The sequence below is a fragment of the Streptomyces sp. NPDC058683 genome, from assembly GCF_042716195.1.
GTDB lineage: Bacteria > Actinomycetota > Actinomycetes > Streptomycetales > Streptomycetaceae > Streptomyces.
Window position 1 is genome coordinate 38,853 of sequence record NZ_JBHXSK010000053.1, and the last position, 13,854, is coordinate 52,706.

Sequence of the window (13,854 nt, forward strand, 5' to 3'; positions counted from 1 at the left end):
CCCCTCGGGGTCATGGGCTCACGCCCCAGGTGACGCGGTAGCCGCACTCTCCGGAGCAGGTGAGCACGCTGGTGGCGTCGTCGTTGACGTAGGAGTAGGCGTTGGGCTCGGCCGCCTTGAACACGGCCGCGGAATCGACGGGCCAGGAGGACGGGACGCACTGGGGGCGGGCCGCGTAGGCGCCGGTGCAGCAGGTCTGGTCGGTCTTGAACACCAGGCAGGCGCTGAGGCACGCGACGACATGGCCGTCGCGGACGCGCTGGAGCTTGGCGGGGCAGGTGGCGTTGGCGTCCCGGGTGCAGCCGGTCGCGGAGCAGCCGTTCGCGTCGATCCGGTCGCGGGAGGAGCCGCCGTAACTGTTGATCCACATCGGCAGGTTGTTGCCCTCGACCAGGCTGACGTCGTAGAAGTCCATGCCGTTCCAGGCGTTCAGGTTGAACTCGGCGAGCGTGGAGGGGAATTCGCCCCAGGTCGAGCCGCACTGGAAGCGGCCGCAGTCCCCGGTCAGGCAGTGGCCGCGGCCGGCGGCGTCGAAGGAGCAGCCGGTGCGGGCCCAGAGGCGGACGTCCCAGTGGTCGGGGATGCGGAAGCTCAGGCTGGCGCCGGGGCGCAGGACCCAGCCGGTCGCCTCGACCGGGTGCTTGGGGTCGGCGGCGATGGCCGGCCAGATGGTCTGGTCGAGCCGGTTGACGAGGGTGATGGTGCGCTTGCCGGGGGTCTTGGCGGCGGCCGTCGGCTGCTGTGCCGTGCGGGAGGGCGAGGAGGCCTTGGCCGAGGGCGATGTACCGGCGTGCGGAGGCGACGAGGCCGAGGGGGTCGGTGACGGTTTCGGGGAGGGGCTCGCGAGCGGGGTGGCGGCGGCTGTCGTACGGGGCGTCGCCGCCGGGTCGGCGGTGGCGGTCCGCCGGTCGGAGGCGGGGCCCGTCTGCATACGGGCCAGCACCACGCCGGTCACCAGGGCGAGGCAGGTGAGGACTACGGCGGCGGTGGCGGCGAGGCCGGAGTACCGGCGGGGTCGGTGGCGGCGGCGGTGGTGGTGCGGCATGGCACGGGGCTCCTGTCCGTTCCCACGGGCGTGGGCTTACGTAGGGGAGACCCGGACAGGGGCGGTGGGACAACGGAAATGGGGTGGCTGGTGCGGGTGTGCTGATGTGGATGCGGGCCGGTCGCGCCCACGCGGCGGTAGCCGCAAGTCGAATACAGCCCCGCGCCCCTGAAGGGGCGCTTCGATCACGGGGTCCGCTTCACATGCCGGCCGCATACGCGGTCGGCGAGACGCCCACCGTCGCTTTGAAGGCGCGGATCAGGTGGGCCTGGTCGGCGTAGCCGAGTTCGGCGGCCAGGGCCGCCCAGTCCACGGCCTGCTCCCCGCCCGCCCGCTCCACGGCCTCGTGGATCCGGTACCGGAGGATGGCCCACTTCGGGGTGATGCCCACGTATGCGGCGAAGAGGCGTTGCAGGGTGCGGGTCGAGATGCCCTGCGCCTGCGCGAAGTCGGCCACCCGGCGGACCGTGCGGTCGGCGCGGATGCGGTCGGCCAGGGCCATGGCCCGGTCGGCCTGGGGGTCGGGGGCGGGGTCGAGGGCCAGGAGGAAGGCGTCCAGGGCGGCCACCCGGTCGCGGTCGTCGGCCGGGGTGACGATGTCCCGGGCCGCGTCGGGGCGGGCCTGCGGGAACACCTCGTCGGCCCGGAGCGCCCGGCCGGTCCAGTGGGAGACCGGGTGGGCCGGGGCGTACGGCCGGAAGCCGCCCGGGCGGAACTTGGCACCGCACACCCGGCCGCGGCCGGTCAGCTTGCGGGCGTAGAGGCCGAGCGCGACGCCGGTCAGTTCCGCGTAGGGCGGCCCTTCCTCCTCGTCCCACTGGAAGGTGAGGTTGACCGACGGATGCGGGACCACGTGGGAGACGTACGGCTCGGGCAGGTCCCAGTCGATGAACCAGTACGTCTCGACGTGCCGGCGCAGCGGCTCGGCGGGCCGGTGGCGGCGGAACCGTACGCGGGACAGCAGCCCGGCGGGGTCGACGATCCCGCGGGTGTCGTGGACGGAGGCGGCGGCCATGGCCGGATCGTACGTCCGGCGCCGCGCGTCGCGTTTGTTCAAGAGGGGTGCGGGTGCGCGTTCGTACGGTCGTCGGCATGGAGACGAACACGAACAGTGCGCGGGAGTCGCGGGAGTACGGCATCGGTGAGCTGCTGGGGAGGGCGGTGGACGGGGCCCTGCCGGTGGTGCGGGGGATCCCGGACGGGGCGCTCGCGGGGCGCACGCCCTGTGCCGAGTACGACGTGAAGGCCCTGGTCAATCACCTCTTCCACGTGATCGTGGAGTTCCGGAAGCTGGCCGCGAAGGGGTCGGTGGACTTCACCCGGACACCGGACCGGGTCGGGGAGGGCGCGGACTGGCGGGAGCGGTTCACGCAGGCGGCCCAGGCGCTGGTGGCGGCCTGGTCGGTGCCCGGGGCGGAGGAGGGCACGGCGGGGACGATGAACATGCCCGCGCGGACCCTGGGCTCGATGGCGCTGCTCGATGTGACCGTGCACGGGTGGGAGCTGGCGCGGGCCACCGGCCAGCGGGAGCCGTCGGCCGACCCGGCGGTGGTGGCGGAGCTGGCGGGGCAGGTCGCGGGGCTGGCGCCGACCGCGCGGGCGATGGGGATGTTCGGGGAGCCGGTGGCGGTGGTGCAGGGGGCGCCGGAGTTCGAGCGGCTGCTGGGGGTGACCGGGCGGGACCCGGGCTGGAAGGCGTAGGGGGCGACGTACGGAAGAGGCGTGGGCAACGCCGGCGATAGGGCTTGGGCAACGCCGGTGGTAGGGCTTGGGCAACGGCGGCGGTAGGGCTTGGGCAACGCCGGTGGGTGGGGCTTGGGGAATACCGGTGGGTGGGGTCTCGTTCTCTGGGTATAGTTGAACGGTAAACAACCTGGAGGGTGAGCGCGCATGCAGTTCGGGATCTTCACGGTCGGCGATGTCACGCCGGACCCCACGACGGGTCGGACGCCGAGCGAGCGGGAGCGCATCAAGGCGATGGTCGCGATCGCGCTGAAGGCCGAGGAGGTCGGGCTGGACGTCTTCGCGACCGGTGAGCACCACAACCCGCCGTTCGTGCCGTCGTCGCCGACCACCATGCTCGGTTACGTCGCCGCGCGCACGGAGAAGCTGATCCTCTCCACCTCCACCACCCTGATCACCACCAACGACCCGGTGAAGATCGCCGAGGACTTCGCGATGCTCCAGCACCTGGCCGACGGCCGGGTGGACCTGATGATGGGCCGCGGCAACACCGGCCCGGTCTACCCCTGGTTCGGCCAGGACATCCGGCAGGGCATCAACCTCGCCATCGAGAACTACGCCCTGCTGCACCGGCTGTGGCGCGAGGACGTCGTCGACTGGGAGGGCAAGTTCCGCACACCGCTGCAGAGCTTCACCTCCACCCCGAGGCCGCTGGACGGGATCGCCCCGTTCGTCTGGCACGGCTCGATCCGCTCGCCGGAGATAGCCGAGCAGGCCGCCTACTACGGTGACGGCTTCTTCCACAACAACATCTTCTGGCCGGCCGACCACACCAAGCAGATGGTCGAGCTGTACCGGTCCCGGTACGCCCACTACGGGCACGGCACGCCCGAGCAGGCGATCGTCGGTCTCGGCGGCCAGGTGTTCATGCGGCACAACTCGCAGGACGCGGTGCGCGAGTTCCGGCCGTACTTCGACAACGCGCCGGTCTACGGCCACGGGCCCTCCCTGGAGGACTTCACCGACCAGACCCCGCTGACCGTCGGCACGCCCGAGCAGGTCATCGAGAAGACGCTGGCCTTCCGGGAGTACGCCGGCGACTACCAGCGCCAGCTGTTCCTGGTCGACCACGCGGGGCTGCCGCTGAAGACGGTCCTGGAGCAGATCGACATGCTGGGCGAGGAGGTCGTACCGGTGCTGCGCAAGGAGTTCGCGAACGGCCGTCCGGCGAACGTCCCGGAGGCGCCCACGCACGCCTCGCTGCTCGCCGCGGCCGCTTCGGAGGCCTCGGCGTCGGACAAGAAGGAGGTCGGGGCATGAAGCTGGTCGTCGTCTCGGCGGGACTGAGCGTGCCGTCGTCCACCCGGCTGCTGGCCGACCGGCTGGCGGCCGCGGTGGGCCGGCAGGCCGCCGGTGTCGAGGTCGAGGTCGTGGAGCTGCGCGACCTCGCGGTCGAGATCGCGCACAACTTCACCAACGGCTTCCCCGGGCGCAGGCTGGCGGCCGCGCTGGAAGCGGTGACGGAGGCGGACGGCGTGATCGCGGTCACGCCGGTGTTCACGGGCTCGTACAGCGGCCTGTTCAAGTCGTTCTTCGACGTCCTGGACAAGGAAGCGCTGGTGGGCAAGCCGGTGCTGATCGCGGCGACCGGGGGTACGGCCCGGCACTCGCTGGTGCTGGAGCACGCGCTGCGGCCGATGTTCGCGTACCTGCGGGCGGTGGTCGTGCCGACGGGCGTCTACGCGGCGTCGGAGGACTGGGGCGCGGAGGGCCTGGAGGCCCGGATCGAGCGGGCGGCGGGGGAACTGGCGGCGCTGATGACGGGGCTGAGCGGTGTGCGGCAGGAGGCTCCGCCGGCGGTGGTGCCGTTCGAGGAACAGCTGGCGAGGCTGGCGGCGAGCTGAGGTCGGCTGGGGCGGGGGGTTTCGCTTACCGGCGCCGGCAGGGTGCCTCCCCCAGAGGGGGTACCCCCAGTGCCCACCCGTGCCGCCCCAGTGGCACGACTGCCCGCAGCTATGGAGGACGCGGCTGGGCAGCGCCCCGTAAGGGGCGCGGGGAACTGCGCGACCAGCCCCCACCCGCCCGCACCCGAAATCCGACGCGCCCGGTTGCCTCTGTGACGGTGAGAGCCAGGTAAAAAGGGTGATCGTAGGCCCGCTCACCCCGGCCGAACCGCCGGAGGCCTTGGCAGACTGGGTGAGTGCCCCAGACTGTGCTGCTCGCCGAAGACGACCGCGCCATCCGCCACGCCCTGGAGCGGGTCCTCACCCTGGAGGGTTATGAGGTGACGGCGGTCGCGGACGGTGTGGAAGCCCTGGCGCACGCCCATCGAGAGCGGCCGGACGTCCTCGTCCTCGACGTGATGATGCCCGGCATCGACGGCCTCCAGGTCTGCCGCGTCCTGCGCGCCGAGGGCGACCGCACCCCCATCCTGATGCTGACCGCGCTGGTCGAGACCGCCGACCGGATCGCGGGACTGGACGCCGGCGCCGACGACTACGTGGTCAAGCCCTTCGACGTCGAAGAGGTCTTCGCGAGGCTGCGGGCCCTGCTGCGGCGCACCTCCCCGGTGACCACCGGCGGCGGCTCGGGCGGCGGCTCGGGCGGCGCCGTCGCCGACCCCGGCCGGGGGGAACCGCAGATCTCCGACCGGCAGGTAGAGGCGGCCGGCCTGCGGATGGACCTCCAGGCCCGCCGGGCCTGGCGCGGCCGGCGCGAGCTGGAGCTGACCCGTACCGAGTTCGAGCTCCTGGAACTGCTCGCCCGCAACGCCGGGATCGTCCTGGACCACTCCACGATCTACGACCGTATCTGGGGCTACGACTTCGGCCCCGGCTCCAAGAACCTCGCCGTCTACGTCGGCTACCTGCGCCGCAAGCTCGACGAGCCCGGCGCCCCACAGTTGATCCACACCGTCCGGGGCGTGGGTTACGTGCTGCGGGAGGACTGAGTGGGCCGCCTGAGGCGGCTCCGGCGGGTGCTGGTCAGGCGTCGGCCCAGGCTCGTCTCCCTGCGCACCACGTTCGTCGTCTCCTTCGCGGCCGTCACCGCCGCCGTCACGATCGTCGTCGGCATCCTGTCGTACAACGCCGCCGCCCGGCTGGTCCGCGTGGACGAGCAGTCGGTGTTCACCCAGGTCGTCTCCGACGTCCAGGACGAGGTCAAGCAGCACCGGATGGTCCCGGCGGACTTCTTCTCCTCCAAGCCGGGACATGACCTGGTCCGGCCGCCCCGCACCGACGTCCAGGTGCTCGGCGAGCACGGCGAGACCGTCGACCACGGCAGCCCGGTGCTGCCCGTCACCGACGCGGACCGGGCGGCCGCCATGGCCGAGAAGGCCGGGACGACGGCCCAGCACAAGGACGTCCGGGTCGGCGACGACCTGTTCCGGATCGCCACGGTGGCGCTCGGCGACGGCCGGGGCGCGGTGCAGGTGGCGCAGGAGTTCAGCGACACGGAGGACCTGCTGCGGGCGCTCCAGCAGCGGACGCTGGCGCTGATGGCGGCGGTCGTGGTCGCCGCGGGGCTGTTCGGCTGGTGGCTGGCCCGCCGGATCACCCGTCGGCTGGTGATCCTCACCTCGGCCGCGGAGGACGTGGCCCGCACCCGGCAGCTCGGCATCCAGGTCCCGGTGACGGGACTGGACGAGGTGGGCCGGCTGGGCCGGGCCTTCGACCGGATGCTGGGGCGGCTGGCCCAGTCGGAGGAGGACCAGCGGCGGCTGGTCCAGGACGCCGGCCACGAACTCCGCACGCCCCTGACCTCGCTCCGGACGAACATCTCCCTGCTCCGCCGTATCGACGAACTGCCGCCGGCCACCCGGGACGAACTCGTCGCCGACCTCGGCCAGGAGGCGCGCGAGCTGACCGACCTGGTCAACGAGCTGGTCGACCTGGCGGCCGGGCAGTCCGACGCGGAGCCGCCGCAGCGGGTGGACCTGGCCGACATCGCGGAGGACGTCGCCGGGCTGGCCCGCCGTCGTACCGGCCGCGAGATCCTGCTCCGCGCGAGCGGCGACACGACCACCGACGGCCGCCCCGGCATGCTCCAGCGGGCCGTCTCCAACCTGGTCGAGAACGCGGCCAAGTTCGACCGGGACGGCAAGGCACCCATCGAGATCAACGTCACCGGCCCCGCCCGGCCGGGCACGGTCCGCGTGGAGGTCCTCGACCGCGGCCCCGGGATCGCCGCGGGCGACCTGATCCGGATCTTCGACCGCTTCTACCGCGCCGCGGACGCCCGCTCCCTCCCCGGCTCCGGCCTCGGCCTCTCCATCGTCCGCGAGGTCGCGATGGCCCACGGCGGAGCCCCCTTCGCCTTCCGCCGCGAGGGCGGCGGCGCGGTGATCGGCTTCACGGTGGGCGGGGGGCTCGCGGGCGGCGGGGCGCCGCGCGGGTGAACCACGCCCCTCGCGCCACGGGCCGGGGGATGCGCGGATGGCGCGCCGCGCGGAGAAGCGGGGGTCGGCGGGGATCGAGCAGGCGGACGGTCACGGGCCGTCGGGGGCTCACCGCTTGCCCCACAGCGCGCGGATGATCGCCGCGACGGCGGTGAGAATCCGTGCCCTGTCCTTCGACTCGGTGTCGCCGAGCGCGGTACGGACGATGATCACGGCGGCGATCGCCAGGATCAGAAGGGCGACGACACGGCAGACGGCAGAGACGAGGACGGGGTCCATCGGGTTCCTTCCGGGGTTCGGATCGACGCCGCCGACTGTGCCCACGTGCACGGCCCAAGGTGGTGGCCGATGTGCCCGAAACCCGGTGATATCGCAGGTCAAGGCGGTAATCTGCGACTTCGCGAGTCGTACGGGTCGTACGGGTCGGGTGGGAGGGGGACAGTCGGTGACCTACGAGGAACAGTTGGAGAGGCTGCTCAAGGCGGCCGGGGGACCCAGTTCGGTATCCGTGAGCGCGCACATCGCGCGGAAATGCAGCCTCACTGTTCCGCCCCCCACGATCGACGGCTGGCGCCAGTGCAAGGTCGTTCCCAGGGACAAGGCCAAACTGCACGCCTTCCTGCACGTGTTGACGGAACTCGCGCAGGTCCGCAACCCCGATTCCGTGCCACGCCTCACACGGAGTCAGTGGGACAACCTCGCGGACGCGGCCCGCAGAGCCCGCGAAGGCAAGGCGGTCAAACCCGAGGAACCGCCGGTTCGACCGGGCTTCGGCCAGGACTGGCTGGACGCCGTGACCACCTCCCGGGCCTGGCAGCTCGTCCTCGCCGCCGAGCAGGAGCGGGCCGTGACGGTGCGGGAGCGGACGCGGGACGTCGTACGACGGCTCGCGAAGCTGTACGACGAGCGGCGCGGCCTGCTGGACCAGGATCCCTGGCACGACCCGGAGTTCGCCCACCGTATGACCCAGGCGGCGGAGCTCCTGCTGCACGAGATGCACGGACGTCTGCAGCGGGCGAGCCTGGCGCCCGCCGAGGCCGCCCTGATCGCCCTGCTGCCCTTTCTGTACCAGGTGCACGGCGCGTACACCGTCGCGGAACTCGCCCACGTCGATCCCGCGAACCTGAACGACCGGGTACAGGGCGGACCGTACCGGGAGAAGCACAACGTCCTGCTGCGCAGCCACCGGCGGCTCGTCCGGCAGGCCGAGCGCGGCCACACGCTGCCCGACCGCGGGGACGGGCGCCCGGAGATCGGCTGGTGGCTCTTCCACCAGTGGGCGCGACAGGAGACCGGCTCGTTGCGCGTCCTGCTGGCCGAACTGGACCTCGGGGACACCGGCCTGGGCATGCTCCTCGACCGTCGGCTGCTCACTCGGCTGCTGGCCTGTGCCCATCTGCCGCCGCGCACGCTGTACGCCAGGGGGCGGGACGGACTGCTGAACCACGAACCGTTCCCGGTCGAACTCGAAGGCGGTGAGTGGCAGAAGGTCCGGGAGGACCTGGTCGGGCCGTTGTTCGCGATCGCCCATGCCATGGCCCTGGAGGCGACCGACCTGCCCCCGGACGTCGTCGAACACGTGGGCATTCCGGAGCCGGTGACGGCCGCCTCGCTGCGGATCGTGCTGAACGAGGCCCGGTGGATTCCGCGCGGAGACGCACTCGGTCTCCAGGCGGCCTGCGGCCACCCCGCCGTCGTGGCCGCGCTCGTCGAACACACGCGGCACGTCGACACCCTGCTGCGGGACGCGCGCCGCACCCGGCCCACGGACGAGATCGGCGAGTTGCCGGTGTACGCGCACGCCGACGAGGTGCACGAGGTCGACGACACCGGCGAGCCCAAGCGGGGCGGCGAGGTGATCCGCTTCCGGCTGGACGAGACCCGCATCCAGGAACTCCTCATGGGCGAGAACCTCTACCGGGACCGCTCCCTGGCCATCCGCGAGCTGTACCAGAACGCCCTGGACGCCTGCCGGCTCCGCAAGGCCTGGGAGCACGCCCGCAACGGCGAGGACGACTTCAGGTGCCGGATCGAGTTCGAGCAGGGGTACGACGAGGACGAGCAGCGCTACTACCTGGAGTGCCGGGACAACGGCATCGGCATGGACGAGACCGTCCTCGCCGAGGTGTTCTCGCAGGCCGGAGTACGGTTCGCCGAACACGCCCGTTTCCAGGAGGAGTCCGAGGCGTGGCGCAGGGACGGCATCGACGTCTACCCGAACAGCAGGTTCGGCATCGGCGTGCTCAGCTACTTCATGCTGGCCGACGAGATCCGTGTCACCACCTGCCCCGCGAGAGGCGGTTCGGAGCAGCTCACCGTGCTGATCACCGGTCCAGGCCACTACTTCCGGGTCAGGCTCAGTGAGGAGCGCAGGCGTGTCGGCACCACGGTGCGCCTCTACCTCCGGGACGGCAAGAAGGCCCCTTCCTGCGTGCAGGAGCTGCGCAGGTTCCTGGGCATCGCCGAGTTCCATACCCGTGCCAGGCACGACAAGCAGGAGGCGAGGTGGAAGCCCGGTGTACTCCGGCGCCGGGAAGCTCCCTTCGGCGGACCGGCCGGATTCCTCGCGCACGGCAGGACGGTCGGCCGCCCCGAGGGCGGCTACGGCGTTCACGGTCAGGTGGTGTGGTGCGAACACGGCGGCGGCATCCTGGCCGACGGGATCTTCATCCAGCCCCGGGTACGGCGAGGGGTGCTGGCCGGTCCGAACGTCACATTGCGGCTCAGGGGCGCGGTGGTGAACCTGACCGGGGCGACGCGGCCGAAGGACCTGTCGGTGGACCGCATGGAGATCCTGGACGGCGAGGTGGGCGACCAGGTGGAGCGGCTCGTCCGGGACGCGTTGCCGGCGCTGTTCGCGGCGCAGCCGCCGTTGCTGACGACGAGATGGCTCGCCGAGGTCTCAGGGGCGAACCCCAGGCTCGCGGACATCGTGACGGAGGCGGCCGGGGCGGCGGGCTTCGCACTGGAACTGCACGGCCATACCGCACCCGTGGCCAGGGTGGGGTTCTTCCCGCCCGATCTCCGCATGGTGCACCGGAAGGATGCGCGTCCCGGCCGGGACGGCACCGGCACGGTCCCACTCGACGGCACCCTGGACGACGTCACACTGCTGTGGCGGCTGCTGGCGCATCGGCCCAGCGCCGAACTGGCCGCACTGACCGAGCTGGTTCCGGAGCTGTCCCGAGTCCGGGGCGTTCTCGCCGCCCGGCCCTCGGACGTACTGCTGCGCACCCTCGCGAACTTGCCCTGGAACCGGAAGTGGCCCGAAAAGGGCGACCTCTCCGAAGAGCTCTCGCGTCCGGGACACGCGTATTCCGTCGCCGAGGCCTGTGGCGTGGCGTACCGGGACGTGCTGGGCCGCATGGAGCTGCTGGGGCTGACGCCCCCTCAAGCGCCTGGTGATGACATCGAGGTGGACCCGTTGGGAACGGCACTGCTCGACAGTGGTCTTGGCGGTCCGTCGGCTGCCGGTGCCATCAGGTGGTGCGACCCGGGAAAGCCCGTGCCACCGGGGCATCTCCTCAGGGCGCACCTGGCGCTGAACATCGGGATCGAGGAGGCACGGGCCCGGATGGCGGCGCTCGGCTTCGAGACTCCCGGTGAGGGCATGCCGACGGACACCCCGGACGCCTGGGTGGTGGCCGTGCTCAGCCACTCCCTGAACGCCCAGGAACCCTGGCTCAGCCTGGACACGCCGGTCGACATCGGGCATGTGGTGGCCGCCATGTCGGTGACGCGCCGGTCGTTCCCGGACGTGGTCGAGACTTTGCGGAGCTATGGATTCCGTCCGGAGCTGGGCGGGTTCGACGAGCCCCTGGCCGGAGAACTGCTGCGGCGGAGCGAGGAGTGGGACTGGGACTTCGAGGAGCTGAGGCGGCTCAAGGCGACGACGCCCCTGCCGCTGGGCCTGTTGGCTCGTGCCGCGCAGGCCTCGTCCGTCCCGCTCGGTGACATGGCCCGTCGGATGGAGGGGCTGTCGCTCACCGTCGGCATGCTGCCCGACGAGGTCGAACCCGAGGACATCAGGATCCTCGGTTCCCGGTGGGTGGGGTTCTACCAGGGAGGGGACGAGATCCCCCTCGAATCCCTGGTCTCGGCAGCCCATGAGTTGGGGATGCCACCGGCCCGGCTGGCCGCGCGGCTGCGCGTCTACGGCCTGAACCCGCCGGACACACAACTTCCCGAACAGGTCGGGCCCCATGACAGGGTGTACCTCCGCGAGGTCAGGGCCGCCCTGGGGAGCTGGGACAGACTCGGACCGGACCGCCGGGTTCCGGTGAGCGCGGTGGTGCGTGCTGCCCACAACACGGCCCAGCCGCCCAACGGCGTCGTCGACCGGCTGGCCTGTTACGGCTTGGGCACCTCGCTGACCGCACCTCCGACCAAGGCACGCAGGGACGATCCCGGACTACTGGGCGTGGCCGTGAACGGCGAGGGTGAACAGCGGCTGGACCAGAACGAACCGGTGCCCCTGCACCACCTTGTCTCCGCCGGCCGCAATCTGCTGATGGAACCCGAGGAGGTCGTCGAACGTGTGACCGCATTCGGTTTTCGCGTGCCTGTTCTCGGCGTCGACGACCTGGACGAGGTCGATCGTGGCCTGTGCTTCGACACGTACGTACAGGGCACGACCGTCGGAGTCCTTCCCCTCAGCCTGTGGAAGCCGATCTCCGACTTCCTTGAGATCGTCGCCTACGCCGGGCTCCCCCTGCCTGATCTCCTGACCCGCCTGACCCGTCTGGACGTGAAGCTCTCCCGAGTGGCCGAAGCCGTCCGCGCCGCCCTCCCCCGAGTCCCCGGACTCGTCATGACCCCCAAGGAACCGTGAGGAACCCCTCCGCCCGGGCGCTTGCCAAACCGATCCTCGGGAGGTCGCTGCTCTTCGTGAAGAGGATGTAGCGCGGTTCCCATATCGGGCGGTACTTCGCGTTCGCTCGGTACAGGGACTCGATCTGCCACCAGCGGGAGAAGAAGGTCAGGGTCGCGTGCCAGAGGCGGAGGACCGGGCCGGCGCCGAGGCGGGAGCCGCGTTCGAAGACCGAGCGGAACATCGCGAAGTTCAGGGAGACCCGGTCCACCTTCAGGTCGGGTGCCTTGAGGAGGAGCTCCACGACCATGAACTCCATCAGGCCGTTCTCCGCGTCGCGGTCCCGGCGCATCAGGTCCAGGGAGAGGCCCTGTTCGCCCCAGGGGACGAAGCTGAGGAGGGCGCGGGGGACGTCGTCGGCGTCCCGGCACTCCAGCATCACGCAGCGGCCGTCCGCCGGGTCGCCGAGGCGGCCGAGCGCCATCGAGAAGCCGCGTTCCGTGGTGCCGTCGCGCCAGTGGTCCGCCCGGTCGATCAGCAGGGACATCTCGTCGGGCGGGATGTCCTCGTGGCGGCGGACGCGGACCGTGTAGCCGGCCCGTCGGACCCGGTTGTGGGCCTGGCGGACCACCCGCATCGCGCGGCCTTCGAGGGTGAAGTCGGCGATGTCGACGATCGCCTCGTCGCCCAGTTCCAGGGCGTCCAGGCCGTGCCGGGCATAGACCGTGCCGGCCTCCTCGCTCGCGCCCATGACCGCGGGGGTCCAGGCGTGCTGCCGGGCCTCCGTCAGCCACGCGTCGATCGCGCCGGGCCACGCCTCCGGGTCGCCGATCGGGTCGCCGGACGCCAGGCTGACGCCGCCCACGACGCGGTAGGTGACCGCCGCCTTGCCGGTGGGCGAGAAGATCGCCGCCTTGTCGCGGCGCAGGGCGAAGTAGCCGAGGGAGTCGCGGGCGCCGTGCCTGTCGAGCAGCGTGCGCAGCCTTGCCTCGTCCTCCGGGCCGAGCAGGCGCCGGCCGCGCGGGGAGCGGAAACCGGCGTACAGGACCAGGCAGAAGGCGGCCGCGAGGAGGGCGTTGACGACGATGTCGGTCCAGCGCGGGGCGTGCACCGCGGTGACGCGGTCGGCGAGCGGGCCGACGCTGACGCCCCTCAGGAGGGTGTAGGCGATCTCGTCGGGGAGGGTGGCGCCGGGAAGCTTGTTCGTCGCGTGGACGAGGAGCGTGCCGAGGACGCCGGTGACGACCACGCCGCCCACGCCCACCGCCAGCGCCAGCCTCGGGTTCGACGGGTCGCCCACCGCGTGGAACTCCCGCCGGCTGATCAGCAGTGCGGCCACGAAGAGGCCGGTCAGGGCGGCGGAGACCCAGTTGAAGACGTGGGCGCGGTACTCGTGCTGGGTGAGGGCGAGGACGTAGAGGGCGAAGAGGGGGGTGGACAGAAGCACGTTGACCACCCACGCCGCTCGCTTGCGGCGCCGCATCACCAGCACGAAGAAGATCGCCAGGGCGGCCGAGACCAGGCCCGCCGTGGCCAGGTACGGGGTGAAGAACTGGCCGGAGTGGTGGGCGTGCTGCCGGTGCAGGTGCAGGGTGAGGCGGCCGTTGTTGTGTTCGTCGACCTCCTGGCGGAACGGCAGGGACAGCACCGCCGCTATGTTCAGGACGGCGATCAGGCGCAGGTACCAGACGGTGGCGTCGGCGGCCCGCCTGCGCAGTGCGCCGCCGGGGGCGGCGGCGGGGGCGCGGCGGTCGCCCGACGCGCGTGGGGGGATCAGGGTCGTCGGCTGTGCGGGCATGGTGACCGGTCACCTTGGGGACGGGGACGATGGCGGAGGGAGCTGACCCTACAGTCTGTAGGGTAACGGCGCGGACCGGGAGAGCGACCGGTCGTGGTGCGGAATACGGTGTGAACAGG

The 13,854-nt window shown here is 71.8% G+C and carries 10 protein-coding genes; 6 read left to right on the top strand and 4 right to left on the bottom strand.

The features are described from left to right. Positions 1–10: 10 nt before the first annotated feature. Positions 11–1,045 (bottom strand): thaumatin family protein, encoded by a 1,035-nt coding sequence (locus ACFWXC_RS41825; RefSeq protein WP_384487511.1) that lies wholly within the window; start codon positions 1,043–1,045, stop codon positions 11–13. A 199-nt stretch (positions 1,046–1,244) separates the two neighbouring features. Beyond that, the gene (locus ACFWXC_RS41830; protein ID WP_384487513.1) at positions 1,245–2,060 is read right to left on the bottom strand and encodes a DUF6597 domain-containing transcriptional factor; all 816 of its coding nucleotides are present in this window, start codon (positions 2,058–2,060) and stop codon (positions 1,245–1,247) included. A gap of 77 nt (positions 2,061–2,137) precedes the next feature. On the opposite strand from ACFWXC_RS41830, the gene ACFWXC_RS41835 reads away from it, so the two are divergent. From ACFWXC_RS41835 to ACFWXC_RS41855, 5 genes are all read left to right on the top strand, one after another. After that, complete coding sequence (locus tag ACFWXC_RS41835) at positions 2,138–2,746, top strand: TIGR03086 family metal-binding protein (RefSeq protein WP_384487515.1); 609 nt, start codon at positions 2,138–2,140, stop codon at positions 2,744–2,746. A 189-nt stretch (positions 2,747–2,935) separates the two neighbouring features. Continuing rightward, positions 2,936–4,048 (top strand): LLM class flavin-dependent oxidoreductase, encoded by a 1,113-nt coding sequence (locus tag ACFWXC_RS41840; protein WP_384487517.1) that lies wholly within the window; start codon positions 2,936–2,938, stop codon positions 4,046–4,048. Next, positions 4,045–4,632: an FMN reductase gene (locus tag ACFWXC_RS41845; protein ID WP_384487519.1), complete on the top strand. Its 588-nt coding sequence runs from the start codon at positions 4,045–4,047 to the stop codon at positions 4,630–4,632. Before ACFWXC_RS41840 ends, ACFWXC_RS41845 begins: the two co-directional genes overlap by 4 nt. A 308-nt stretch (positions 4,633–4,940) precedes the next feature. Beyond that, entirely contained in the window at positions 4,941–5,678 is a 738-nt protein-coding gene (locus ACFWXC_RS41850) for a response regulator transcription factor (protein ID WP_384487561.1), read from the top strand. A 9-nt stretch (positions 5,679–5,687) separates the two neighbouring features. Further along, a complete protein-coding gene (locus tag ACFWXC_RS41855; RefSeq protein WP_384487563.1) occupies positions 5,688–7,127 on the top strand; it encodes an ATP-binding protein in 1,440 nt (479 codons plus the stop codon). A 108-nt stretch (positions 7,128–7,235) separates the two neighbouring features. On the opposite strand, the gene ACFWXC_RS41860 is transcribed toward ACFWXC_RS41855, so the two are convergent. Further along, a complete protein-coding gene (locus tag ACFWXC_RS41860; RefSeq protein ID WP_384487521.1) occupies positions 7,236–7,406 on the bottom strand; it encodes a hypothetical protein in 171 nt (56 codons plus the stop codon). Positions 7,407–7,572: 166 nt separating this feature from the next. Here ACFWXC_RS41860 and ACFWXC_RS41865 point away from each other — a divergent pair, with 166 nt between their 5' ends. Continuing rightward, positions 7,573–11,958: a hypothetical protein gene (locus ACFWXC_RS41865; protein ID WP_384487523.1), complete on the top strand. Its 4,386-nt coding sequence runs from the start codon at positions 7,573–7,575 to the stop codon at positions 11,956–11,958. On the opposite strand, the gene ACFWXC_RS41870 is transcribed toward ACFWXC_RS41865, so the two are convergent. Then, positions 11,936–13,735, bottom strand: a complete 1,800-nt coding sequence (locus tag ACFWXC_RS41870; RefSeq protein WP_384487525.1) for a phosphatidylglycerol lysyltransferase domain-containing protein — start codon at positions 13,733–13,735, stop codon at positions 11,936–11,938. The genes ACFWXC_RS41865 and ACFWXC_RS41870 overlap by 23 nt on opposite strands. Positions 13,736–13,854: the final 119 nt, after the last annotated feature.

What these genes read in the sequence shown, in the direction of transcription:
- ACFWXC_RS41825 (WP_384487511.1), bottom strand. Translation starts at nt 1,045, where the DNA reads ATGCCGCACCACCACCGCCGCCGCCACCGACCCCGCCGGTACTCCGGC.
- ACFWXC_RS41830 (WP_384487513.1), bottom strand. Translation starts at nt 2,060, where the DNA reads ATGGCCGCCGCCTCCGTCCACGACACCCGCGGGATCGTCGACCCCGCC.
- ACFWXC_RS41835 (WP_384487515.1), top strand. Translation starts at nt 2,138, where the DNA reads ATGGAGACGAACACGAACAGTGCGCGGGAGTCGCGGGAGTACGGCATC.
- ACFWXC_RS41840 (WP_384487517.1), top strand. Translation starts at nt 2,936, where the DNA reads ATGCAGTTCGGGATCTTCACGGTCGGCGATGTCACGCCGGACCCCACG.
- ACFWXC_RS41845 (WP_384487519.1), top strand. Translation starts at nt 4,045, where the DNA reads ATGAAGCTGGTCGTCGTCTCGGCGGGACTGAGCGTGCCGTCGTCCACC.
- ACFWXC_RS41860 (WP_384487521.1), bottom strand. Translation starts at nt 7,406, where the DNA reads ATGGACCCCGTCCTCGTCTCTGCCGTCTGCCGTGTCGTCGCCCTTCTG.
- ACFWXC_RS41870 (WP_384487525.1), bottom strand. Translation starts at nt 13,735, where the DNA reads ATGCCCGCACAGCCGACGACCCTGATCCCCCCACGCGCGTCGGGCGAC.